Origin of the sequence: Pseudomonas citrullilanati (genome assembly GCF_030580855.1) — a bacterium.
Taxonomy (GTDB): domain Bacteria; phylum Pseudomonadota; class Gammaproteobacteria; order Pseudomonadales; family Pseudomonadaceae; genus Aquipseudomonas; species Aquipseudomonas citrulli.
In genome coordinates, this window is sequence record NZ_JAUQOP010000016.1 from 88,278 (window position 1) to 111,990 (window position 23,713).

The 23,713-nt window shown below is 62.3% G+C and carries 18 protein-coding genes and 1 riboswitch; of the genes, 15 read left to right on the plus strand and 3 right to left on the minus strand.

Annotated features, from left to right (window positions below):
- The first annotated feature begins 186 nt into the window (after nt 1–186).
- Together Q6A48_RS13155 and Q6A48_RS13160 are read left to right on the plus strand one after the other, a co-directional pair.
- Complete coding sequence (locus tag Q6A48_RS13155) at nt 187–813, plus strand: C40 family peptidase (RefSeq protein ID WP_304554535.1); 627 nt, start codon at nt 187–189, stop codon at nt 811–813.
- Nucleotides 814–978: 165 nt separating this feature from the next.
- A complete protein-coding gene (locus Q6A48_RS13160) occupies nt 979–1,512 on the plus strand; it encodes a C40 family peptidase (protein WP_053145916.1) in 534 nt (177 codons plus the stop codon).
- Nucleotides 1,513–1,643: 131 nt separating this feature from the next.
- On the opposite strand, the gene Q6A48_RS13165 is transcribed toward Q6A48_RS13160, so the two are convergent.
- Nucleotides 1,644–2,954, minus strand: coding sequence for a PQQ-dependent sugar dehydrogenase (locus tag Q6A48_RS13165; RefSeq protein WP_304554536.1), 1,311 nt, complete (start codon nt 2,952–2,954; stop codon nt 1,644–1,646).
- A gap of 67 nt (nt 2,955–3,021) precedes the next feature.
- Nucleotides 3,022–3,606 carry a hypothetical protein gene (locus Q6A48_RS13170; RefSeq protein WP_304554537.1) on the minus strand — a complete coding sequence of 195 codons (585 nt, stop codon included), beginning with the start codon at nt 3,604–3,606 and terminating at the stop codon, nt 3,022–3,024.
- A gap of 149 nt (nt 3,607–3,755) precedes the next feature.
- Nucleotides 3,756–3,964: riboswitch (cobalamin riboswitch) on the plus strand.
- Nucleotides 3,965–4,046: 82 nt separating this feature from the next.
- Here Q6A48_RS13170 and cobO point away from each other — a divergent pair.
- The 13 genes from cobO (at nt 4,047) to Q6A48_RS13235 (ending at nt 19,341) form a co-directional block, all read left to right on the plus strand.
- Nucleotides 4,047–4,673 carry a cob(I)yrinic acid a,c-diamide adenosyltransferase gene (cobO, locus tag Q6A48_RS13175; protein WP_304554538.1) on the plus strand — a complete coding sequence of 209 codons (627 nt, stop codon included), beginning with the start codon at nt 4,047–4,049 and terminating at the stop codon, nt 4,671–4,673.
- The gene (locus tag Q6A48_RS13180) at nt 4,670–6,061 is read left to right on the plus strand and encodes a cobyrinic acid a,c-diamide synthase CobB (RefSeq protein WP_304554539.1); all 1,392 of its coding nucleotides are present in this window, start codon (nt 4,670–4,672) and stop codon (nt 6,059–6,061) included. Before cobO ends, Q6A48_RS13180 begins: the two co-directional genes overlap by 4 nt.
- Complete coding sequence (gene bluB / locus Q6A48_RS13185) at nt 6,058–6,708, plus strand: 5,6-dimethylbenzimidazole synthase (protein WP_304554540.1); 651 nt, start codon at nt 6,058–6,060, stop codon at nt 6,706–6,708. The genes Q6A48_RS13180 and bluB overlap by 4 nt, the downstream gene beginning before the upstream one ends.
- The gene (gene cbiB, locus Q6A48_RS13190) at nt 6,705–7,613 is read left to right on the plus strand and encodes an adenosylcobinamide-phosphate synthase CbiB (RefSeq protein WP_304554541.1); all 909 of its coding nucleotides are present in this window, start codon (nt 6,705–6,707) and stop codon (nt 7,611–7,613) included. Before bluB ends, cbiB begins: the two co-directional genes overlap by 4 nt.
- Nucleotides 7,606–8,598: a threonine-phosphate decarboxylase CobD gene (gene cobD / locus Q6A48_RS13195; protein WP_304554543.1), complete on the plus strand. Its 993-nt coding sequence runs from the start codon at nt 7,606–7,608 to the stop codon at nt 8,596–8,598. The genes cbiB and cobD overlap by 8 nt, the downstream gene beginning before the upstream one ends.
- Nucleotides 8,595–10,046: a cobyric acid synthase gene (locus Q6A48_RS13200; RefSeq protein ID WP_304554544.1), complete on the plus strand. Its 1,452-nt coding sequence runs from the start codon at nt 8,595–8,597 to the stop codon at nt 10,044–10,046. The genes cobD and Q6A48_RS13200 overlap by 4 nt, the downstream gene beginning before the upstream one ends.
- A gap of 148 nt (nt 10,047–10,194) precedes the next feature.
- Nucleotides 10,195–10,716, plus strand: a complete 522-nt coding sequence (gene cobU / locus Q6A48_RS13205; protein WP_304554546.1) for a bifunctional adenosylcobinamide kinase/adenosylcobinamide-phosphate guanylyltransferase — start codon at nt 10,195–10,197, stop codon at nt 10,714–10,716.
- The gene (cobT, locus tag Q6A48_RS13210; RefSeq protein WP_304554547.1) at nt 10,713–11,768 is read left to right on the plus strand and encodes a nicotinate-nucleotide--dimethylbenzimidazole phosphoribosyltransferase; all 1,056 of its coding nucleotides are present in this window, start codon (nt 10,713–10,715) and stop codon (nt 11,766–11,768) included. Before cobU ends, cobT begins: the two co-directional genes overlap by 4 nt.
- On the plus strand, nt 11,765–12,340 hold the full coding sequence (gene cobC, locus Q6A48_RS13215) for an alpha-ribazole phosphatase family protein (protein ID WP_304554549.1): 576 nt from the start codon (nt 11,765–11,767) through the stop codon (nt 12,338–12,340). The genes cobT and cobC overlap by 4 nt, the downstream gene beginning before the upstream one ends.
- Nucleotides 12,341–12,342: 2 nt before the next feature.
- Nucleotides 12,343–13,074: an adenosylcobinamide-GDP ribazoletransferase gene (locus Q6A48_RS13220; protein ID WP_304554550.1), complete on the plus strand. Its 732-nt coding sequence runs from the start codon at nt 12,343–12,345 to the stop codon at nt 13,072–13,074.
- A gap of 60 nt (nt 13,075–13,134) precedes the next feature.
- Nucleotides 13,135–15,282 (plus strand): hypothetical protein, encoded by a 2,148-nt coding sequence (locus tag Q6A48_RS13225; RefSeq protein ID WP_304554551.1) that lies wholly within the window; start codon nt 13,135–13,137, stop codon nt 15,280–15,282.
- 244 nt (nt 15,283–15,526) lie between these two features.
- Nucleotides 15,527–17,740: an autotransporter outer membrane beta-barrel domain-containing protein gene (locus Q6A48_RS13230; protein WP_304554552.1), complete on the plus strand. Its 2,214-nt coding sequence runs from the start codon at nt 15,527–15,529 to the stop codon at nt 17,738–17,740.
- A 101-nt stretch (nt 17,741–17,841) separates the two neighbouring features.
- Nucleotides 17,842–19,341, plus strand: coding sequence for a hypothetical protein (locus Q6A48_RS13235; protein WP_304554553.1), 1,500 nt, complete (start codon nt 17,842–17,844; stop codon nt 19,339–19,341).
- Nucleotides 19,342–19,562: 221 nt separating this feature from the next.
- On the opposite strand, the gene Q6A48_RS13240 is transcribed toward Q6A48_RS13235, so the two are convergent.
- Nucleotides 19,563–23,684: an RHS repeat domain-containing protein gene (locus tag Q6A48_RS13240; RefSeq protein ID WP_304554554.1), complete on the minus strand. Its 4,122-nt coding sequence runs from the start codon at nt 23,682–23,684 to the stop codon at nt 19,563–19,565.
- Nucleotides 23,685–23,713: the final 29 nt, after the last annotated feature.

Consider the following 23,713-nt stretch of genomic DNA (forward strand, 5'->3'; position numbering starts at 1 on the left):
CTCTTCTGCACACGGCGAAACCCGCGGTCCTGCTGGGCTGCAGGCCACGTGACATTCAAAATGGGCTTAAGCGCTTAGATGTAAACGCAAAACCGGGAAGTCACATTTTCATCGATTGAATTTGCAAATGAGGTTGATAGAGGGCATAGTCTCGCCATCTTTACTACTACAGCCACGGTCGTGCCCATGCTAAATCGCTTCGCACCCCTCGTGCCTCTCGCACTCGTTACCCTGTTGTTCGGTTGCGCTGCGCACTCCCCAGTGTCCCAGCAAGTACAACAACCACAGGTCCAGAACACCGTTACCGCCCAGTCTTCCCCGGTTTCCTTCCAGGAAGAAATGGCCAACGACAAAGAGCTGGCAGCGTTCGCCGGCAACAAGCCCTACCAGCTTCCGGTGCTGGCTGACAGTATCCTGGAACGTGGCATGTCGTTGATCGGCACCCGCTACCGCTTTGGCGGCACCTCCGAAGCCGGCTTCGATTGCAGCGGTTTCATTGGCTACCTGTTCCGCGAAGAGGCCGGCATGAGCCTGCCACGTTCGACGCGCGAAATGATCAACGTGAACGCCCCGCTGGTTGCGCGCAATCAACTGGAGCCCGGTGACCTGCTGTTCTTCAGCACCAGCGGCCGTCGCGGTCGCGTCAGCCATGCCGGTATCTACCTGGGCGACAACCAGTTCATCCATTCCAGCAGCCGCCGCAGCGGTGGCGTGCGAATCGACAGCCTGGGCGACAGCTACTGGAGCAAGACCTTCATCGAGGCCAAGCGTGCCCTCGCGATGGCACCGACCGTGGTCACCGCTCGCAAGTAAGCGCACAGTTTGTAGGGCAAACTTAAAGTCTTACTTGAAGTTTGCCCTATAGCCGCTAGAATCCTAGATCATTGATTGATGGCAATCCGCCTGCGTATCCCGCAGGCGGATTTGTTTTCATGTTCACGGCAGAAAAGCCGCATCCAGATCAGGATTGTTCTGCATATGTCGACGTCGGCCCGCCTTGCTCTCGTGTGTCTCGCTGCGCTGCTCAGTGCTTGCGCCAGCCGTACCCCGCCGCCTGCCCCAGTGCGGGCGCCGGTGGTCTTCGCGCCTTCCCAGACCTTTTCTCCCGCCGCTGAAGATGTGCTTTTCCGGGCGCTGGGCCTGGTGGGGACGCCGTATCGATGGGGTGGCAATACACCGGATTCGGGGTTTGATTGCAGTGGCCTGATCGGTTACGTCTACCGCGACGCCGCCGGTATTTCCCTGCCGCGTTCCACGCGCGAAATGATCGGCATGCGCGCGCCGGATGTCGGCAAGGAAGCATTGCAGACCGGCGACCTGGTGTTCTTCGCCACCAATGGTGGATCCCAGGTCAGCCATGCGGGGATCTACGTGGGGGAGGGGCGCTTCGTGCACGCACCGGCCACGGGTGGCACGGTCAAGCTCGACAGCCTGTCCAAGGCTTATTGGCAGAAAGCCTACCTGGGTGCCAAGCGGGTATTGCAGCCGGAGCACCTGGCGCGCAATCCCTGAGGTGCTGCGCTGATTGTGGGAGCAAAGCTTGCTCGCGAAACAGGCGCCTCGATCCCTGAAAGACCGCATCGCCTTCATCGCGGGCAAGCGTTGCTCCCACAGATTTCCCTCGCCACTAAGGTGTCTAGGTATTATTTAGCCGACACCCGCCAGATCTTGTTCCCCACGTCATCGGCCACCAACAGCCCGCCCTGTTTATCGATCACCACGCCCACTGGCCGGCCCTGGGCCTTTTCGTCACCGTTGAGGAACCCGGTCAGTACATCCACGGGTTGCCCTGTCGGCTTGCCGCCGCTGAACGGTACGAAAATCACTTTGTAGCCACTGTGGGGCTTGCGGTTCCAGGAACCGTGCTGGCCGATGAAGGCGCCCTCGGTGAAGGGGGCTGGCAAGCGGCTGCCCTCGGCGAAGGTCAGGCCCAATGAGGCGGTGTGCGGGCCGACGGCGTAGTCCGGGGCGATAGCCTTGGCCACCAGCGCCGGGTTCTGCGGTTCGACGCGGGTGTCGACGTTCTGCCCGTAGTAGCTGTAGGGCCAGCCATAGAATGCGCCGTCCTTGACCGAGGTGATGTAGTCCGGCACCAGGTCGCTGCCGATCTCATCCCGCTCGTTCACCGCCGTCCACAGTGCGCCGCTGCCGGGCTCCCAGGCCAGGCCGTTGGGGTTGCGCAGGCCCGAGGCGAAAATACGGTGGCTGCCGCTGGCCCGATCGACTTCCCAGATCGCTGCCCGGCCTTCTTCCGCCTCCATGCCGTTTTCGGCGACGTTGCTGTTCGAACCGGTGGTGACGTACAGCTTGCTGCCATCGCGGCTGGCGATGACATTCTTGGTCCAGTGATGGTTGATGGTCCCGCCGGGCAGATCGACGACCTTGGTCGGCTGTGCGGTGATTTTCGTGTCGCCCTCCTTGTACGGGAAGCGGATCAGCCGGTCGGTGTCGGCCACGTAGAGGTCATTGCCCACCAGGGTCATGCCGAACGGCGAGTTGAGGTTTTCCAGGAAGACGCTACGGGTTTCGGCGACGCCGTCATGGTTGGCATCTCGCAGCAAGGTGATGCGATTGGGGCTCGGCACCCCGGCGCCGGCGCGGCCCATGACCTTTTTCATCACCCAGCCACGCACGCCCTTGGCATCGTCCGGCTTGGGCGGGGCGTTGGTTTCAGCCACCAGCACGTCGCCATTGGGCAGCACGTAGAGCCAGCGCGGGTGGTCCAGCCCCTCGGCGAAGGCGCCCACCTGCAGGCCCGGGGCCGCGGTCGGCTTGGCGCCTTCCGGCCAACCGATGGCTTCGGCGATGTTCACGGTGGGGATCAGGGTCTTGTTCGGCTCGGGCAGTTTCGGCGCCGGGCCGGTACCGTCGGACACTTGCAAGGTGGAAGACTCGCCGCAAGCGGCGAGCCCGACGGCAAGGGCGAGGATCAACAAATGAGGTGGCTTGAGCATGCGGGCTTCCCTATGAATGCACGTGGTTATTCATAGAGAAGCGTGGATGCCCGTATGGTTCAACCGATCAGCCGTGGGCCTGCTTGAACAGCACGGCAATGCCGGGGTGGTAATGGCCGCTCTCATTGCGCAACTTGCGATAGGCGTAGGGGAAATACCAGGCCACGGCGCAGGTGTTTTCCTTTTGCAGGTCGTCGAGCATGTCCTGCAATTCTTCCGGCGTGGCGCTCTGCTGGGCCTTTTGCGGCGCCACGAACAGGCAGCCGAGCTTCAAGTCGCTGGCATAGCTGATGCGCTTGGCATCGCTGGTGGCCTCCGCCAGCGGCTGGGTCAGGTTCAGCTGGCTGACCCTGGGCCAGCGCTGGGTGGCCTGGATGAAGGCGCGTTCATCGCTGCTGGCAATGAACAGGTCGGCGCAGACGTTGCGTTCGCCTTCTTCATTCTGCTTGCGGGTGGGGGTGTGTTGCAGCGTGACCATCTCGGCCATCCACGCCGCGGCCGACAGCAATCCGAGGTTGGCCTTTTCATCGTGCCAGTAAGGTGTGTCGTTATCGCCGCGCAGGGCGTTGTAGCGATCGATGCAGTCGAACCAGCGCTCCAGCATCGGGCGCAGGAATTCCAGCTTGGGATTGCTGATGATCATGCCTTGCATGCTTTTTGCCCTCTTATTCTTGTGATATCGGGGTAATGTCCATTTGATATCACTTGCCGCAGCCTGACACAAGATTGGCGTCACTTTATTGATCCGGGCCAATGACCGGTGAACCGGCTTTAATTGACGCTCCACCCCCAACCCTCTAACCTTCGCCGCTTGTTTCAGGTGCTTTGTGGCCGTGGCCGACAAAGTGAAACAGGGAAGCCGGTGAGTGCACACGAACCCGGCGCTGCCCCCGCAACGGTAAATGAGTCAAGGCTGCCACCACGCCACTGTGTCATCGACATGGGAAGGCGCGCAGCCCGGCACCACGCCGCTCATGAGCCCGGAGACCGGCCTGATCCATCCAACGGCGTCACGGTGGGCGACGCCAGGCTTTGTTGCCGTCCTTTTTCGTGCCTGCCCGCCGTTATTCCATTCCAACGGAGGCTTCCCCCATGTCCGGTTCACCCAACAGCGACGCGCCTGATCGCGACGAACGCCATTTGGCGCGCATGCTGCGCAAGAAGGCCGTGATCGACGAGCGCATCGCCAACTCGCCGAATGAATGCGGCCTGCTGCTGGTGCTGAGCGGCAACGGCAAGGGCAAGAGCAGCTCGGCGTTCGGCATGCTGGCCCGGGCCATGGGCCACGGCATGCAGTGCGGCGTGGTGCAGTTCATCAAGGGGCGCAACAGCACCGGCGAAGAACTGTTCTTCCGGCGTTTTCCCGAGCAGGTGCGCTTTCACGTCATGGGCGAAGGCTTCACCTGGGAAACCCAGGATCGCCAGCGCGATATCGCTGCCGCCGAAGCCGCCTGGGCGGTATCGCGGCAATTGCTGAGCGACCCGGGCATCGGCCTGGTGGTGCTCGATGAACTGAATATCGCCCTCAAGCACGGCTACCTCGACCTCGACCAGGTGCTGGGCGACCTGCAGGCGCGTCCGCCGATGCAGCACGTGGTGGTGACCGGTCGCGGCGCCAAGCCCGAGCTGATCGAGCTGGCCGACACCGTGACCGAGATGGGCATGGTCAAGCACGCGTTCCAGGCCGGGATCAAGGCGCAGAAGGGCGTCGAGCTGTGAGTGATGCGTCCCTGAGCCGCCAGTGTCCGGCGGTGCTGATCGCGGCCCCTGCTTCGGGCCAGGGCAAGACCACCGTCACCGCGGCCCTGGCCCGGCTGCATCGCAATCGGGGGCGCAAGGTGCGCGTCTTCAAGTGCGGCCCGGATTTCCTCGACCCGATGATCCTCGAGCGTGCCAGCGGCGCGCCGGTCTATCAGTTGGACATGTGGATGGTCGGCGAGCAGGAAAGCCGCCGGCTGTTGTGGGAAGCCGCGGGCGAGGCGGACCTGATCCTGATCGAAGGGGTCATGGGGTTGTTCGACGGCACTCCGTCCAGCGCCGACCTGGCGCGGCATTTCGGCGTGCCGGTGCTGGCGGTCATCGACGGCACCGCCATGGCCCAGACATTCGGCGCCCTGGCCCTGGGCCTGGCGCGCTACCAACCGGACCTGCCGTTTGCCGGGGTACTGGCCAACCGCGTCGGCACCCTGCGCCATGCGCAGTTGCTCGAAGGCAGCCTGACCGAAGGCCTGCGCTGGTACGGCGCGCTGTCGCGGGAAACCGGTATCGAATTACCCAGTCGTCACCTCGGGCTGGTCCAGGCCAGTGAATTGAACGACCTCGACCTGCGTCTCGACGCGGCGGCCGAGGCCTTGGCCTGCAGTTGCGAAGTGGCGCTGCCGCCCGCCGTGGCGTTCGCCGCGCCCCAGGTGAGCGCGGCGCAGCCATGGCTCGACGGTGTGCGCATCGCGGTGGCCCGTGATGAAGCGTTCGCCTTCACCTATGGCGCAAGCCTTGACCTGCTGCGGGCCATGGGCGCGCAGTTGAGCTTCTTTTCGCCGATCCATGACACCGAACTGCCCGAGGCGGACAGCCTTTACCTGCCGGGTGGCTATCCGGAGCTGCACCATGTTGCGTTGGCCGGGAACGCGCCGATGCTCGCGGCGATCCGTGCCCATCATGCCGCCGACAAACCGTTGCTCGCCGAATGCGGCGGCATGTTGTACCTGCTGGACTCATTGACCGATGTCGAAGGCGTGCGCGCCGACCTGCTGGGTTTACTGGCCGGCGAGGCACAGATGCAAAAGCGCCTGGCGGCCCTGGCGCTGCAATCGGTGGATTTGCCGGAAGGCCACCTGCGTGGGCACACCTACCATCATTCGCTGACCAATACCGAACTCGAACCGATTGCCCGTGGCCATAGCCCCAACGGCGGGCGCGGGGCGGAAGCGGTGTTCCGGCAGGGACGGATGACGGCGTCTTATGTGCACTTTTATTTTCCATCGAACCCGAAGGCGATTGCCGCGTTGTTTGCGCCCGATCTTGAGGCCGCCTTCGCGGGCAAGCCCGCTCCCACAGGGGACTGCGATTCAAATGTGGGAGCGGGCTTGCCCGCGAAGAGGCCATGACCGACAACGCTTTCACCCAGGCCGAACGCGACGCCATCTACCGCGCCATCGCCGAGCGTCGCGACATGCGCCATTTCAGCGGCGGCACGGTCGAGCCGGAATTGCTGCGCCGCCTGCTGGAAGCCGCGCACCAGGCGCCCAGCGTTGGCCTCATGCAACCGTGGCGCTTCATCCGCATCAGCGACCGCGCCTTGCGTGGCCAGATCCGCGAGGTGGTGGAGCAAGAACGCATCCGTACCGCCGAGGCCCTAGGTGAACGCAGCGATGAATTCATGGCGCTCAAGGTCGAGGGCATCAATGATTGCGCCGAAGTGCTGGTGGCGGCGTTGATGGAGGATCGCGAACGGCACATCTTCGGTCGTCGGACCCTGCCGGAGATGGACCTGGCCTCGCTGTCCTGCGCAATCCAGAACCTGTGGCTGGCCTCCCGCGCCGAAGGGCTGGGGATGGGCTGGGTGTCGCTGTTCGAACCCCAGGCCCTGGCTGATTTGCTGGGCTTGCCCGCAGGCGCCAAGCCACTGGCGATCCTCTGCCTGGGACCGGTGGAGGGCTTTTACCCGGCGCCGATGCTCGCCCTCGAAGGCTGGGCGCAGCCGCGTCCGTTGCATGAATTGCTGTATGAAAACCGTTGGGGGGTGAGTCCATGAGCGTAGCGTTGCTCAGTGCCGCCGCGGTGGCGCTGGATGCACTGCTGGGCGAGCCCCGGCGCGGGCATCCGCTGGTGGCCTTCGGTGCTTTCGCCGAGCGTATCGAGCGACGTTTCAACGCCGGTGGGCGTGGCTGGCGCAGCCATGGGGTGACGGCGTGGATCATTACCGTGTTGCCGCTGACGCTGCTGGCCACGGCGTTGTCCTGGGCGCCGATGGTGGGTTGGCTGGTGGAGATCCTGGCGCTGTACTGCGCCCTCGGCCTGCGCAGCCTCGGCGAGCACGTCGAGCCGGTGGCCCAGGCGTTGCGCAGCGGCGATCTCGATCAGGCGCGCCAGCGTGTCGGCTACCTGGTCAGCCGCGAAACCCGCGAGCTGGACGAAACCGCCGTGGCCCGCGCCGCCACCGAATCGGTGCTGGAAAACGGCAGCGACGCGGTGTTTGCCGCACTGTTCTGGTTTGCCGTGGCCGGTGCGCCCGGGGTGGTGTTGTACCGGTTGAGCAACACCCTCGACGCCATGTGGGGCTATCGCAACGAACGTTTCGAGCGCTTCGGCTGGGCCGCGGCGAAAATCGATGATTTGCTCAATTACATTCCGGCGCGCCTGGTGGCGTTGACCTACGCGCTGCTGGGCAAGACCCGCCTGGCGCTGCAGTGCTGGCGCCGCCAGGGCCCGACCTGGGACAGCCCGAATGCCGGGCCGGTGATGGCCGCCGGTGCCGGTGCCCTGGGGGTCGAGCTGGGCGGGGCGGCGGTGTATCACGGCGAACTGCACCAGCGTCCGCCGTTGGGCGAGGGCGTGCCGGCGAGTGCCGATTCCATCGACCGCGGCTGGCAATTGGTCCAGCGCGGGGTATGGTTGTGGTTGCTGATCCTTTGCCTGGGAGCTGAGTTCTATGCTTGAGCACGGTGGGCGCCTGCGCAACGCGGCCCTGCACTATGGCATCGCCGAGGCCGACTGGCTCGACTTGTCCAGCGGCCTCGCGCCGTGGCCATTCGATGTCCCGGCGATCCCGCTGCGCGCCTGGGCCCGCCTGCCGGAGAGCGAGGACGGCCTGGAGCAGGCGGCCTGCGACTACTACAGCGCGGCGCAGGTGTTGCCGGTGGCCGGTTCGCAGATGGCGATCCAGTTGTTGCCGCGCTTGCGCCGGGCCGGCAAGGTCGGCGTGTTGTCGCCCTGCTACGCCGAACACGCCGAAGCCTGGCGTCGCAGTGGCTACATCGTGCGCGAAGTGCTCGAAGCCGAAGTGGACTTCTTCCTCGACAGCCTCGACGTGCTGGTGGTGGTCAATCCGAACAACCCCACCGGCCAGCGCCTGGCGCCCGAGCGCTTGCTGGACTGGCACGCGCGGCTCGCCCAGCGCGGTGGCTGGCTGGTGGTGGATGAAGCCTTCATGGACGTCACCCCGCAGCACAGCCTGGCGGCGTACAGCCATCAGGTCGGCCTGATCGTGCTGCGTTCCTTCGGCAAGTTCTTTGGCCTGGCCGGGGTGCGCCTGGGGTTCGTCCTGGCCGAGCGGCACTTGCTCAGGCTGCTCGCCGAACAAGTCGGGCCGTGGGCCGTCAGCGGGCCGACCCGGGTGCTGGGCCAGGCCTGCCTGCTGGACAGCGCCGCCCACCTGCGCCAGCGCCGACGTTGCGAGCAGGCCAGCCAGCGCCTGGCCGCCACGCTGGAGCACCATGGCTTCCCTCCCCAGGGCGGCTGCGGATTGTTCCAATGGCGGGTGACCGAACACGCCCAGGCGCTTCACGAATTCATGGCCCGTCGCGGCATTCTCCTGCGATTGTTCTTGAACACCAGCAGCCTGCGCTTCGGCCTCCCGGCCGATGACCACGAATTCCTGCGCCTCGAACAAGCCTTCGAGGCGTACGCCAAGGACACCCCATGACCACGTTGATGGTGCAAGGCACCACGTCCGATGCCGGCAAAAGTACCCTGGTCACGGCGTTGTGCCGCTGGATCCGCCGCCAGGGCGTCAGCGTGGTGCCGTTCAAGCCGCAGAACATGGCCCTCAACAGCGCGGTGACGGCCGACGGTGGCGAGATCGGTCGCGCCCAGGCGGTGCAGGCCCAGGCCGCCGGCCTGGAGCCCCACACCGACATGAACCCGGTGTTGCTCAAACCCAACAGCGACACCGGCGCCCAGGTGATCATCCATGGCCGCGCCGTCACCACCATGAACGCCGTCGCCTATCACGACTACAAGGCCATCGCGATGCAAGCGGTGCTGGCTTCCCACGCGCGCTTGAGCGCGGCCTACCCGGTGGTGATGGTGGAAGGTGCGGGCTCGCCGGCGGAGATCAACCTGCGCGCCGGCGACATCGCCAACATGGGCTTCGCCGAGGCCGTGGACTGCCCGGTGCTGCTGATCGCCGACATCAATCGCGGTGGCGTATTCGCTCACCTGGTGGGCACCCTGGAATTGCTGTCGCCCAGCGAACAGGCGCGGGTCAAGGGTTTCATCATCAACCGTTTTCGCGGCGACATCGCCTTGCTGCAACCCGGCCTGGACTGGCTGGAGGCGCGCACCGGCAAGCCGGTGGTGGGCGTGTTGCCCTACGTGATGGACCTGCACCTGGAGGCCGAGGACGGCCTCGACCAGCGCCAGGCCGACAAGGCCGAGCAAGTGCTCAAGGTGGTGGTGCCGGTGTTGCCGCGCATCAGCAACCACACCGACTTCGATCCGCTGCGCCTGCACCCCCAGGTCGACCTGCGATTCATCGGCCCCGGCCAGGCGATCCCGCCCGCCGACCTGATCATCCTGCCTGGCTCGAAAAGCGTGCGCAGCGACCTGGCCTACCTGCGCGCCAACGGTTGGGACACTGCCGTGCAGCGTCACCTGCGCTATGGCGGCAAGCTGCTGGGCGTCTGCGGCGGCTTGCAGATGCTCGGCGAGCAGGTCCACGACCCGCTGGGGCTGGAAGGCGTCGCCGGTTCCAGTGCCGGGCTGGGCCTGCTGGCGTTCGAGACGACCCTGGAGCAGGAGAAACAACTGCGCAACGTTCGCGGGCGCCTGGCCCTGGAAGACGCCGAGGTCTGCGGCTACGAGATTCATGCCGGCGTGACCTGCGGCCCGGCCCTGGAAAACCCCGCCGTGCAACTGGACGACGGTCGTTGCGACGGCGCCCAGAGCGCCGACGGGCAGGTTTTCGGTACTTACCTGCACGGGCTGTTCGAGTCCCCACAGGCCAGCAGCGCCTTGCTGCGTTGGGCCGGGCTGGCGGACGTGCAGGCGGTGGATTACCACGGGTTGCGCGAGCGCGATATCGAGCGGCTGGCGGATCTGGTGGAGAAGCATCTGGATACGCGTTTGTTGCGTGAGCTCTGTGGCATCTAGGGTGGCTATGCTGGCCCCTTCGCGGGCAAGCCCGCTCCCACATTGGGTCTGAGACGCACAGGAAATTTGTGTGCACTGAAGAACCTGTGGGAGCGGGCTTGCCCGCGAAAGAGGCCAGTAAATCACCGCGAATACAAGGTAATGACCCATGCTCCAACTGATCCTCGGCGGCGCCCGCTCCGGCAAGAGTCGCCTGGCTGAAAAGCTCGCGGCGGACACCGGCTTGGCCGTGACCTACATCGCCACCAGCCAACCCCTGGATGGCGAGATGAACGCGCGGGTCGCCCAGCATCGCGCCCGGCGTCCGGCGCAATGGGCGCTGGTGGAAGAACCCCTGGCCCTGGTCCGGGTACTGCGGGACAACGCCGCCGCCGACCGATGCCTGTTGGTCGATTGCCTGACCCTGTGGCTGACCAACCTGCTGATGCTCGACGATCACGCGCAACTGAATGTCGAGCGTGAAGCGCTGCTGGACAGCCTGGCCGCGCTGCCCGGCGAAATCATTTTCGTCAGCAACGAAACCGGCCTGGGCGTCGTGCCGCTGGGCGAGCTGACGCGCCGTTATGTCGATGAAGCCGGTTGGCTGCATCAAGCCTTGGCCGAACATTGCCAGCGCGTCGTGCTGACCGTTGCCGGCCTGCCCCTGACTCTCAAAGGTACTGCGTTATGACTCACCGCTGGTGGCTGGACCCATGCAAGCCCATCGACACCCAGGCCCTGGACCAGGCCACCGCCCGTCAGCAGCAACTGACCAAGCCGGCCGGCGCCCTCGGCCGGCTGGAGTCGGTGGCGGTGCAACTGGCCAGCCTGCAAGGGCAGGTCAAGCCCAGCCTGGAGCGGCTGTGGATCGCCATTTTCGCTGGCGACCATGGCGTGGTGGCGGAGGGCGTCTCGGCCTATCCCCAGGAGGTCACTGGGCAGATGCTGCACAACTTCGTCAGCGGTGGCGCAGCCATCAGCGTCCTGGCACGGCAACTGGGCGCGTCGCTGGAAGTGGTGGACCTGGGCACCGTGACCCCGTCGTTGGACCTGCCCGGGGTGCGGCACCTGAATGTCGGGCCGGGCACGGCGAACTTCACCCAGGGCCCGGCGATGACCGTGGCCCAGGGCGAGCAGGCCCTGCAAGCCGGGCGCGACAGCGTGCTGCGCGCCGTGGCAGCCGGCACCCAGCTGTTCATTGGCGGCGAGATGGGCATCGGCAACACCACGGCGGCCAGCGCCGTGGCCTGCACCTTGCTCGACTGCCCGGTGGCGCATCTCGCCGGGCCGGGCACCGGGTTGGATGCGGCGGGTGTCAGCCGCAAGGCCGAGGTGATCCAACGGGCCTTGGCCCTGCATCGGGCCCAGGCCGACGACCCGTTGCAGACCCTGTTCAATCTCGGCGGTTTTGAAATCGCCGCACTGGTCGGTGCCTACCTGGCCTGCGCCCAACAAGGCGTGGTCGTGCTGGTGGACGGGTTCATTTGCAGCGTCGCCGCCCTGGTGGCGGTGCGCCTCAATCCGGCGTGTCGCCCGTGGTTGTTGTTCGGCCATCGCGGCGCCGAGCCGGGCCATCGCCATGTGCTGGAAACCCTTGGCGCCGAGCCATTGCTGGAACTGGGCCTGCGCCTGGGTGAGGGCAGCGGTGCGGCGTTGGCGGTGCCGCTGCTGCGCCTGGCCTGCGACCTGCACGGACAGATGGCGACATTCGCCGAAGCCGCCGTGGCGGATCGCCCGGCATGACCCTGCGCCTGGACCTGCTGCGTCACGGCGAGACCGAACTGGGCGGCGGCTTGCGCGGCAGCCTCGACGACGCCCTGACGGCCAAGGGCTGGGAGCAGATGCACGCGGCTGTCGCCCAAGGCGGCCCTTGGGATCGCCTGGTGAGTTCGCCCTTGCAGCGCTGCGCCCGTTTCGCCGAGCAACTCGGCGCCCGGCTCGGCGTACCGGTGCACTTGGACAAGGACCTGCAAGAGCTGCATTTCGGCGCCTGGGAAGGCCGCAGCGCGGCGGCGCTGATGGACACCGACGCCGAGGCGCTGGGGCGCTTCTGGGCCAATCCCTATGCCTTCACCCCGCCCGATGGCGAGCCGGTGCTGGCGTTCTCGACGCGGGTGCTGGCGGCGATCGAACGCCTGCATGTCGCCTATGCCGGGCAGCGGGTCCTGCTGGTCAGCCATGGCGGGGTGATGCGCTTGCTGCTGGCCCGAGCTCGCGGCTTGCCTCGGGAACAGTTGCTCAACGTCGAAGTCGCCCACGGCGCGCTGTTTTCTCTCCAGGTATCGTCCGACTCCCTGTTGGCAGAGGTGAGCTGAACATGCGGCCGTTCTGGATCGCCCTGCAATTTCTCAGCAGCCTGCCGGTGCGCCTGCCGGGCATGCCCGAGCCCGGGCAACTGGGCCGTTCGCTGCTGTTCTATCCGCTGGTGGGGCTGTTGTTCGGTGTTTTGCTGTGGCTGCTCAATGCCGTGTTGCTGGGTGTGCCGTCGCTGCTGCACGCCGCGCTGTTGCTGGCCGCCTGGGTGTTGCTCAGTGGCGGCCTGCACCTGGATGGCCTGGCCGACAGCGCCGATGCCTGGTTGGGCGGCTTTGGCGATCGCGAGCGCACGCTATTGATCATGAAAGACCCTCGCAGCGGGCCCATCGCCGTCATCACCCTGGTGCTGGTGCTGCTGCTCAAGTTCACCGCGCTGCTGGCGTTGGTCGAGCAGGGGCAGGGCTTGATGTTGATCATCGTGCCGGTATTGGGGCGCGCCGCGTTGCTTGGGTTGTTCCTGACCACGCCTTATGTGCGTGCCGGTGGCTTGGGCCAGGCGCTGGCCGACCATCTGCCACGGCGTGCGGGGTGGCAGGTGTTGTGGGTGTGTGCGCTGGGTTGTGCGGTGGTGGGAGGCTGGACCGGCCTTTTTGCACTGCTGGTTGCCTCGGTGGTGTTTGTGGGCTTGCGACAGATGATGCTGCGCCGGCTCGGGGGCTGCACCGGGGATACCGCCGGGGCCTTGCTGGAATTGCTGGAGATGGCGGTGTTGGTGGGGGTGGTGGCGATCTGATTGTGCCCTGGTGACCTGTCAACTCTGACAGTATCGCCTCGTTGAAAACCGGTGCTTAATTTGCTCAAGGCCTTAGCTGCCACGCAGAGCGATGGGAAGCGTTATGTAGTGCCCGGTGTTATCGATCTGCCAGAAAACTGGATGGCTGTTGCTGTTGCAACGGCAGAGCGTTGTCAATGGGAGAGCGATAACATGGCAAGTGCGGATAAAAAACTGGCGCGACGTGAAGCAAACAGTGCTTATCTCAGGGAGCGCACCGAGCACCAGTCAAGGTTGGGCGACGCCTACATAATCATTGATCATCCTATAGTGGACATTGCCACAGGTCTGCTCAATGGCCCCAGTCTCAAGGACGGATTGAAGGTGAAAATTCCCAAGTGGACTTTCCTGCCACCTCCGAACGTACCGGAGACAGTCCAAGTCATGTTCGATCGCAGTGGCAATGGTCGTTTTGAGGTCGTGGCAGAACATGAGTTTGTGGTACCTGATGGTGGCACCGACTTTCCAGAGACCTTTCCCTACCCAATGCTCATCGAGATCGACAATCTTCCGCAAAACTCTCCCTGCCGCGTGAGATTCGACCATTACCCCTATAACGCAGAAGTGCCAGACGAGTCTCCGATAACTCCGCTCATTTGCGACCGGCTGCCACCCTATGATCGTGACTCGCCGCAAGCATTGATATTTGCAACCACCTACCTCGATGACGCCAATCTGGCCCCCGGCAGCAAGCTGAAGGCCAAGATTCCTGGATACGCTGATTGGCAAGCGACTGATAAAATCGCTGTTTATCTGGTGGACGCTGCCCATATCCCTGAGGAGCCGACTGGGCTCACCCCGATCTTCTTCGACTATGTCCCCGCCCCGGGTGTCACGGAAACCGAGATCGAAATCGATGGTGACCGTGTTCGTGAGTTTGGCGATGCCGAATGCGTGTTCATCTATGTCTTGATCGACCAGGCGACCAATCCCAGTGTTCTGTCGCTTTGGCAGAAAATAAGCCTCACCTTCGGGCGGCTACCGAGCAACCTGCAAGCACCGGAGGTCCCCCAAGCGGATCCGGGGCCGTTGGTGGTCGAACATGCTTTGTCGGGGGTGAGTGTCTGGGTTCCCCTGTATGACAATCACAAGAGCTATGACTTCATTCGATTGAAGTGGGGGAGTACGACACTGGAGGACGTTTCTGTCGGGCCTAACCCGCCGGCCAGGATCGAGATCCCGGTGGAACCAAAGCTCCTCATGCTCCGGGAGTACGGCGAAAATACCACCGGCGACAAGGAGACCAACATCAGTTATCAGGTCGTGCGTAAAGGCCGGCTATTCGGACCTGAAGACATCGATATCCACGTCAACTTCGAGGTGCCGATCCCCTGGATCCCCTGGCCGGCTCCCGACTGGCCGGATACGGTGCATCCAAGCCTGACGGTAGGTGTCGTCAAGAACTGGGATAATAGCCGTACGAACCAGCTGACGCGGGCCGACAAGGACAAGCAAGCGTATTTCACTTTTACCTGGTACGCCGAGGCGGTTGACGGCCATGTCATCGATTTCTTCTGGAATGGCACGCGTGTCGTTGAGGCCCAGATAACCTTCGAGGCTTCGCAGCATACCCCTGGCGACGATGAAACCGTCGAAATCCCTTGGACTTACATCAAGGACGGCGGCAATGGCCTCACGGTACCGGTGCACTATCAATTGAGCGTGACCGACGTTGAGAATGACCTGAAGTCCGCCCCAACTGAAGTCAACGTCAATGCCATCGCCGTTGAACTGCCAGCACCGAGTTTTCCCACCATCAGTACCGATTATCCGGGTTGTCAGGTGCTTGATGACGATGGCGCGCTCCAGGTCGCCATTCCTGACCTCTCCGGAGTGCTCAAGAATGGTGACCAAATCAATTTCGTCTTCACTCCCATGAGGGGGGAGTATCTGAGCGACCCTGAAGATCCGATCAACGCGGCGATATTCAGGCGAGACTACGTGTTGGGCGCTGCCGGCACACCTCTCACCGGCTTCATCATTCGAGTGGCACCTTATGTGGACCATATCCTGCCGCTTTATGACGAGACCGCGGCAACGGATCACAGGGGCCGGGCGAAGATCCAGTATTTCCACAATGACGGCTCGGAAATACTTGAATCGACACCGCACACCACCATCACGGCCTTCCACATGCCTAGCTCGCCGTGTGAGATCCCAAGGCCTTGACTTCCAAGCGGCACCCGGGCGTTTTTTCGCCCGGGTGTGTACGCTGACGCGAGTCATGAGAGAGGTGCCTACATTGATATTTCATACGGATGTAATAAGAAAAGTCTCACGGATACTGGGATAAATCCTACATATATCCGGGGAGGGAGTGCTTAGGATTGCCGCCTTTTGATCGTCCAGACCCGCGCAGTAAAACGCCAGGCTCGACGGTTGCCAGACAGCTTGTTTTATCCAGGAGTTATCCATGCCCGTCAGCCACTCATTCTCCATCACGCCGCTCGCGCGTTTCCTCAAGCTCGCGACCCTCGCGCCGTTGCTGCTACTGAGCCCGACCGGCCTGGCGCAGACGCTCATTGAAAACGGTGGGTCCAAGACCATCGATGCCACCACGACGCCCGACGATTACCTGGTGGAGACCGAAAGCAGGTTGACGGCCAATGGCGCCACGACTTACCAGATCCGGGCGTCCGGCGGGTCGACGATCAATCTGAGCGATACCCAGGTTACCGCTCAAGGCAATGCCAACGGCGTCGACTTATCCGGCAGCGAAGCGAACATCGCCAACGGCAGCAAAGTGGTCAGCAGCAACGTCGGGCTGCGTCTGGCAAACTCGGCCACCGGTGGATCTACCGCGGTGGTCAGCGACAGCGAAATTATCGGTGGGCGAGTGGGGGCAGTCCTCAGTGCAGGCAGCCAATTGATACTCGAGGCCGGTTCCTCCGTGACTGGCAGCAACACCAACGGCATCGGCGTGCAAAGTTTCGGTGGAAAGATTTCCGCCACCGACAGCACCATTGTGGGGGGGCTCAACGGCGTGTACCTGTTCGCTGACCTGAACCTTTCCCCCGACAACAGCTTGGTTCTCAACAACACCCACGTCGAAGGGCTGACCGGCTCGGCGATCGTTGTCGACGGACAGACCCAGACCAACGCCGAACGCGTCAATATCCAAGTCGACAACGGTTCGACCCTGGTGGGTGGCAACGGCAAGCTGGTGGAGGTCGTCAATGGTTCTTCGCTGAGTTTCCAGGCCGATAACAGCCAACTGGTCGGCGACATCATCGTGGAGGCCGGCAGCAGCGCCGATGTGCTGCTCGACCATTCCGCCACACTCACCGGCCGCCTTGAAAACGTCCAGGGCCTGACCATCAACAACGAGGCCCGCTGGGTGATGGTCGGCGACGGCGAGGTCGAGACGCTGGCGATGAACGGTGGCGCCATCCAGTTCGGCAACCCGGGCGAGTTCTACAAATTGACGGTGGGTGAGCTGTCCGGCAACGGCACCTTCTTCATGCACACCAACTTCACCACCGGCCAGGTCGATACGCTGACGGTCACCGGCACGGCCACCGGCAATCATGTGGTGGCGATGGACAGCAGCGGCACGGAGCCCGGGGCTGCCGGGGCCATTCCGGTGGTGACCATCGGCGGTGGCGATGCCGAGTTCTCCTTGCAGGGTGGCCAGGTCGACCTGGGGGCTTTCTCCTACGACCTGATCAAGCAAGGCGACAATGCCTGGTACCTGAACACGGCGGCCCGGGTCATCAGCCCGGGCACTCAATCGGTCATTGCGCTGTTCAACGCCGCGCCAACTATCTGGTACGGCGAACTCAGCACGTTGCGCAGCCGTATGGGCGAAGTGCGCAGGGACTCGGGCAAGGCCGGTGGCTGGATGCGGGCCTATGGCAACAAGTTCGATGTCAACGCCAGTTCCGGCGTGGCTTACCAGCAAACCCAGCATGGCCTGTCATTGGGTGCCGACGCGCCGCTGCCGGTGGGCGACGGCCAATGGCTGGTGGGTGTGCTGGCCGGCTACAGCAAGTCCGACCTCGACCTGAGTCGCGGTACCACGGGTGAAGTCGACAGTTACTACCTGGGTGCCTACACCACCTGGCTGGATGACGACACCGGCTATTACTTCGACGGCGTGCTCAAGTTCAACCGGTTCCAGAACGAGTCCAAGGTCCAGCTCAGCGATGGCGACAAGACCAAGGGTCGCTATGACAGCCACGGCGTCGGTGCTTCCCTGGAATTCGGTCGCCATATCAAGCTGGCCGATGATTATTTCGTCGAACCCTATACCCAACTATCGGGCTTGATCGTCGAAGGCAAGGATTACCGCTTGGATAACGGCTTGTCGGCCGAAGGCGATCGGACCCACTCGCTGTTGGGCAAGGTCGGCGCAACCACAGGACGCAACTTCAACCTGGGTGAAGGCAAGGTGATTCAGCCGTATCTTCGCGCGGCCTATGTGCATGAGTTTGCCAACAACAGCAAGGTGAAGGTCAACGACTACTCGTTCAACAACGATCTTTCCGGCTCTCGTGGCGAATTGGGTGCGGGTGTGGCCATGACGTTGACCGACAAGGTATCGGTACACGCCGATTTTGATTACAGCAACGGCAATAAGATCGAGCAACCGTGGGGGGCTAACGTGGGCGTGCGTTATCTCTGGTAATTCAAGGGGCTGACGCTGCACGACGCGTTCATTGTTCTTCACACGCTGCGAGGATAACGGCCACGGCCATTGTCCTCGCGCTTCTTTGAGGAGTCTTGTTCATGAACGAGCCAGCAGATACGCCGTCTTCCGATAGCCCCAGAGAGTTGCCCGCACCCAGCGTGGATGAACTGCTCGACGACATTCCGGGCGGTGAACCCAATTTGCTCCCAGAAGCTGCGACACACGGCGACCTGAAGGTTTGGTTTGAGTTGTGGACATGGTCTGATCCGACGTTGGCTGAAGAGTCGGTGAAGCTGTTCTTTGACGCAGACCCAGACCCGGTAGACTTCCGTACCTGGAATGCACCTATCGAAGAATCAGACCGGTATGTGACGCTGCCCCAAAGGCTACTGCGAGGCAACGACGGACGCCATCGGTTGCGCTACATTGCGACGGCTTATAACAATGAGTCTGATGAATCCGCCGAATTGGTGATGACGCTCGATACGACGCCTCCGGTTCTTGCTGCCAGCAGCAAACTGATCTTCCCTTCCGAAGTCCTGCCTCCCAATAAACTCACTGCCCACTACCTCGAACAGAACGGTGATGAGGTAAAGGCCAATCTCCCTCCGTATACGGACCCCCGCCCCTGGGATCGAATCACCTGGTACTGGGGAGCGACGCCAGGAACCTTGGACCCGGGGGGTGTCATCGAGCTGGATGACCGGAACTTCGCTGACCCCATCGTCGTGACAATCCCGGCAGCGTTGGTACAGAGCAGGGGCGATGGCTGGCGCTATGTGTGGTATCAGGTGGAGGATCGGGCGGGTAACCAGAGCTTGCGTTCCGAGCCGGTTGAACTCGATGTAGCCGCCACGCCGATTCCCCGTGATTTGCCTTGGCCCTCTGTGGAAGGCGCGCTTGGGACGGGGGAGCAACAGACGTTGGACCCGTGGGTGCCTACCGACGGCGTGGCTATTGTGCAAGTGCCGGAAACCGCCGTCATCTACCCGGGGGAGAAGGTCTGGGTGCAGTGGGGGGAGCCTGGCACCCTGGGCGCTACTCGGGTTGAACAGCCCATCAGTTCAGGTTCGCGTCGTTATCGGGTGGAGATGCAGTACCTGGCGGCTCATATCGGCAGGGTATTGCCGGTGTCCTATGGTGTTGTCGAGGCATCGGGTCAGGAGCACCCCTCCATCCCGCGCAGACTCCAGGTTCGAACGATTCCCAGCAACCGACTCGAAGCCGTCCAGTGTGACGGCCTTTCCGGCGGTCATTTGAGCTACAACGCGGTTGCCCCGCAGGGCGCACGGTTGACGCTGAAAAAATGGCCGCTCATCACCACCGACCACTGGATCATGATCACCATGACCGGCGTCAACTCATCCGGCCAGGACTCGGTATTCGAGGCCGTGAGAAGGCGTGCGGTCACTGAGCAGGAAACCATCGCCGGCATTGGTTTTAGCACGGATGTCAGGGTGCTCAAGACGTTTTTGAATACGCTGCGACGCAATGCGCCCTTAACGGGCAAGGCTTATGTCAGTTTTGACGGCGGGAAAACCTGGCCGCCTCTGGCAGCACCGAATTTTCCGCTGTTGCAATTGACGTTGGTTGATTGACTTTGATTGAGGTACGTAGTCCGTAGCAGCCAATATCTGTTGGTTGTCACAGGAGAGATGTTTGTTCGGATAATGACTCAACGTTCAGGTGTTGTGAGATATCGAGGGAAGTGATTTGTATGGGTTGATAAGTTGAAGGGAAACCAAGTATGCAATCTGCCGGGTGATTGCATACTTGGAGGGTGCGTAGAGATTTATTATCTAGAGATCCATGGTTTGCATTAGTGACGAGCTCCAGTGGATAAGAGAATAGCTAAACCTTTATTCTTTTTTTGTCTCTCAGTTAGTGTTCCAGCCAGTGCATTAGATTGTTGTGCTGCCAAGCTAATGGTGGGGGCGGGAGGAGCGCTGCTCCCGGCTTGACGTGCCGGTGGAAGTTTAGGCGTGGATGGGGGGGTAGACGAAGGTGAAGATGAAGATGAAGACGAGAGTGAATAGTCAATTGGAGGTTCAGACTCAAGTCCGCGCACGATATGATTGGATGGGGGTATCTCTGGAGCTTCAGGAATCATCGGCAACCCGCCACGATTAAGCTCAGGGCTATTAGGAACAGCCAAAGACCCAGACCTTGATCCCGCCCCAACTCCAGCCCCAGCTCCAGCTCCAACTCCAGCCCCAGCCCCAGCCCCAGCCCCAGCCGCTACTCCAGCTGTACTACCCCTGGGTGTACCGGAAGCCGCCGGCGCTTTAGCTCCTGAATTGCGACCGAAATAGGCTGCCCCGCTTATGATACTACCGACAGCTACTAATATGTAGCCAATTGCCAGGAGTGGCGTGCTTTCTGTGGCAGCTCCATACACGGTCAGTCCTGCACCTACAGCGACTATCGCTAAACCCACAAGGGCTATCGTCGAGCCTCCAGTTGCAATGGCTACACCGATTGCGCTAACCAATGCAGCCGCTGCTGCGACGTAATGCAGTATTTTTTCCCATGGAGAAGCTTTCTGTTGGGGCACGGGGTCGATATACCCTGGGTTTTCCGGACGTCGATCATTAGCCCGATGCCCGGTCGGGTCACGGAATGTAATCGGGTTACCCAGGCAATAGGCATAGGGGTTGATCCCGCCCGAGCCGAACGGGCTGTACGAATCCGGGGTGTGGAAACGCATCAGGTTGGGGTTGTACACCCGGTAGCCACGGCCCAGCAGGTACCATTGGCTGGCGTTCTCGCAGATCTCGCTATTGAACGCCAGCAAGCTGTGCAAGGCCTCCTCGCTGCTGCGAATACCGTAGGCGCTGTAGGCCACCGAGTGCACATCCGATTGCACGCATTCCCCGATGACGTTGGGGCTGGCGTCTGTCATCAGCAGCAGGGCTTGGTCATGGTCATCGATTTGCTGCTGCCCCAAGGGGCGTTCCTCATGGAACAAATACTGCGTGCCGATGCCGTTGTGCAGCGTGTGGCTCAGGTTGTAGCCCTGGTAAAAGCGTAGTGTTTCCGGTTCGTTGCCTTGACGCACGCCGACCAGATGGTCGTGCCCGTCATAGCGATAACTCACCACGAGCTGGTCCTGCGCATCCTTGACCGCAACCAGGCGGCCATGATCGTCGTAGACCAGGCGTCGGTTGAGTTCGTCATTGAGCATATGGCCATTGGCGTCGTACTCGAACTCAAGCAGCCCAGGATAACCGCCGGCGGTATAGGTGTGGGTGATTTGCTTCAGTAGAAAAGGGTCGTCGGGGTCATAGGTAAACAGGGCAATGTCGCTGAGGCCGCCGTCGAATTGCGTGGTCACCCGTAGGATATTATCCAGCTCATCGAAGCGGAAAATCTGGCTGAGGATGCCATTGCCGTAGGCGTCCTTGGGCAGGGCGCTGCCCGTGCACGTGTGGTGGACCAGGCGGTTGCGCGAGTCATACACGAATGTTTCATCGAGCAAGTCCTCGCCATCCAGGGACACGTGCCGGCTTTTGAGTTGATTGTCGTCTTGCCAGACCTGGGTGATGACCCGGGGGGCTTGATCATTGAGCGTCAGTGTCCGCTCGATTTCCCGGCCCTGTGGGTCGTATTTGACGTCGGCGGTCAATGTCGCGGTGGGGCTGCGCGTCGTGGTGCGGCACAGTTGGCCGAGTGCGTCGTAATCGAACTCGGCACTCAGTGCGCCTTGGGTGACCGTCTTGGCCCGCCCGCAGTCGTCATAGGTATAAAGGGTATCCAGGCCGCCGGTATGGCTCCGACGGATTTGTCTCCCCAGCAGGGAGGTCTGGTAAGTGGTCTCCATCCGTTTTCCGTCGATGTCGGTCCAGCTCTCGTATTCCAGCTCGCCGGTGTCGGCATAACGATACTCACGCTGGCCTTGATTATTCTGCGCACCGGTTATCGCTCCGGTCTTGAGGTCATAGACGTAAGTTGTCGATTCGTCTTTGGAAGAGGTGATCGCCAAAGGCTGCAGGGTCAGTTCTGGCTTGTATTCGTAGTCGAAAACTTCTTTGGCCGGGGTGATCCGCTGGCTGGGTTGCATCTGGGTGCCGGTGTATTTGTACTCCTCGATGCGCGGATTGATCATCGAGCCGAGACGACGTTCGGTCATGCGCTGGAGGCTATCGAATGTCTGTTGGCCGACTGTGACCGACGGCTTGGCGCTGGGTTTCACGCTCATGCTGGTGGTCTGTTCGCCCAGACTGTGCTCGGCAAACGCCCGACTGATGACCGTGTTATCGGGCAGGGTGGTGGCTTCCACGCGATCCCACGGGTCATAGGCGAAGCGGGTCTTGCTCTCCTGCCCGTCGTGTAGCTCTATTTGTTGTACACAGTTGTTCTTGCCGTCGTAGGTGTATTCAACCGCACCTACGGTCGGCAGCCCCGTGGTTTCGAGCAGATAGCGCAGATGTTCCGCGACCGGGCGTTCGGGTTGTTGCTGGCACAGGTCGATCAACGGCTGCGCGTCCAATCGTTCGAAGCGGTCAAGCTTACCGAAGGCATTGTATTGGCCCACCGTCAAACTGCTGACAAGGGGCGTCGTTGCAGACTCGGGGGTTTCCAGCCATTGGTGTTCGATCGGACCCTTGCTGCCGAAGGGCGACCACAGGTCGCGGCTGACAACGCCATCCGGCATTGTCACGCGATGAGCGATGCCCCAGGCGTCGTATTCGAAATGCTGGCGCAAGGGCTTGGGCTGGTCTTCCAGCCAGTCGTAGCGGGTTTCTTCGACCAGGTTATCCAGCGTGTCGTAGCGGGCGGCATAGATCTGGCGCGGTGCTTTCGCTTTCTCCACTCGCTCCTGATAAACCGTTCGCCCCATCCCATCGAAGCGGGTCTGGGTCGTTACGCCGTTGACATCCGTCATGCTTTCCGACGCTCTTTGCCCGTCTGTACCGACCAGCGTATAGGTATACACGCGTTCGGCTTGAACCTCGGTCGATGAGGGGGAGATGATTTCCTTGGTTATCCGACCCAGCGCATCGAACTGGCGAAGCAGTTGCACCCCATCGACGTCGGTGCTCAGCACGGCTTCGCCGGTGATCAGTGACTTTTGCTGGGTCATGGTTTTTTCGATGCCGTCAAAACCGGTGAACAGCTCGCGTGTCTCCAGCACGGTTTCACCGGCCAGCACGCTGGTCAGCCGTTTGTACTCGTACGAGGTCGTACTGGTCGTGCCGTTGAGCAGGGTTTGCTGGCTGGCCAGGCGGCCGTGCAGCAAGGCGTTCCCCACCAGTTCGTGGTAACTGTTCAAGGTTTGCTGCAAGGTGGTTTCGTTGTCGCCTTCCACCTGCAGCAGGGTTTCGCTGTCCACCGCCAGCCAGTCGTCCACCCCGCTGCCGTTCAGCGGCTTGTGCGCGCTATAGCGCAGGCGGGTGCGCAGTATCGGTGCCCCCGGCTCGCCCTGGGGCGAGGGGAATACCGTGGTGTCTTTCAGGTTGCGTTCGAAACGGTCCGCCGGACAGCCATCTTCACCGTCCTTGGAGTAGTAGCTGTAGACGGTCCTGATGCCGTTGGGTTCGACCTGTTCGGTCTGGTTGCCCTGGTCGTTGTAAGCGCTGCGGGCGACTTCGGCGCGGTATTGGGTCGCGTCATTGTCCAGCTCCCAACTGGTGGTGACTTCCTTGGGGAACTGGAACTGCGGCACCTGGCGCTCGAACGGCACGTCCTCGGCGTAATACTGGGTCCTGACGCGCTTGACGCAATGCGCTTGCGTGGTTTTTTCCTCGACCAGCAAGTGGAACCGGTTGTAACTGCGTTCGACCGTGCGCACCGCCTGACCGCCGACCATCAGGCTGGCGGTGCTGCCGTATTCATAGCTGGCTTGCAGTTTGTACAGCGGGTCCATTCCGTCTTCCCAACTGACGGTTTCACCGGCACCGAGGAAGTTGTGGCCGGTGTAGCTGAAGGCCACTTCGATCATCGTTGCATCGGCGTTCGGCTGGCCGAAAT

Coding starts and splice junctions, on each gene's coding strand:
- cobU (WP_304554546.1), top strand. CDS start 10,195: ATGCTCCAACTGATCCTCGGCGGCGCCCGCTCCGGCAAGAGTCGCCTG.
- Q6A48_RS13200 (WP_304554544.1), top strand. CDS start 8,595: ATGACCACGTTGATGGTGCAAGGCACCACGTCCGATGCCGGCAAAAGT.
- Q6A48_RS13240 (WP_304554554.1), bottom strand. CDS start 23,684: ATGATCGAAGTGGCCTTCAGCTACACCGGCCACAACTTCCTCGGTGCC.
- Q6A48_RS13165 (WP_304554536.1), bottom strand. CDS start 2,954: ATGCTCAAGCCACCTCATTTGTTGATCCTCGCCCTTGCCGTCGGGCTC.
- Q6A48_RS13155 (WP_304554535.1), top strand. CDS start 187: ATGCTAAATCGCTTCGCACCCCTCGTGCCTCTCGCACTCGTTACCCTG.
- cobO (WP_304554538.1), top strand. CDS start 4,047: ATGTCCGGTTCACCCAACAGCGACGCGCCTGATCGCGACGAACGCCAT.
- cbiB (WP_304554541.1), top strand. CDS start 6,705: ATGAGCGTAGCGTTGCTCAGTGCCGCCGCGGTGGCGCTGGATGCACTG.
- cobC (WP_304554549.1), top strand. CDS start 11,765: ATGACCCTGCGCCTGGACCTGCTGCGTCACGGCGAGACCGAACTGGGC.
- Q6A48_RS13230 (WP_304554552.1), top strand. CDS start 15,527: ATGCCCGTCAGCCACTCATTCTCCATCACGCCGCTCGCGCGTTTCCTC.
- bluB (WP_304554540.1), top strand. CDS start 6,058: ATGACCGACAACGCTTTCACCCAGGCCGAACGCGACGCCATCTACCGC.
- Q6A48_RS13220 (WP_304554550.1), top strand. CDS start 12,343: ATGCGGCCGTTCTGGATCGCCCTGCAATTTCTCAGCAGCCTGCCGGTG.
- cobD (WP_304554543.1), top strand. CDS start 7,606: ATGCTTGAGCACGGTGGGCGCCTGCGCAACGCGGCCCTGCACTATGGC.
- Q6A48_RS13170 (WP_304554537.1), bottom strand. CDS start 3,606: ATGCAAGGCATGATCATCAGCAATCCCAAGCTGGAATTCCTGCGCCCG.
- Q6A48_RS13235 (WP_304554553.1), top strand. CDS start 17,842: ATGAACGAGCCAGCAGATACGCCGTCTTCCGATAGCCCCAGAGAGTTG.
- cobT (WP_304554547.1), top strand. CDS start 10,713: ATGACTCACCGCTGGTGGCTGGACCCATGCAAGCCCATCGACACCCAG.
- Q6A48_RS13160 (WP_053145916.1), top strand. CDS start 979: ATGTCGACGTCGGCCCGCCTTGCTCTCGTGTGTCTCGCTGCGCTGCTC.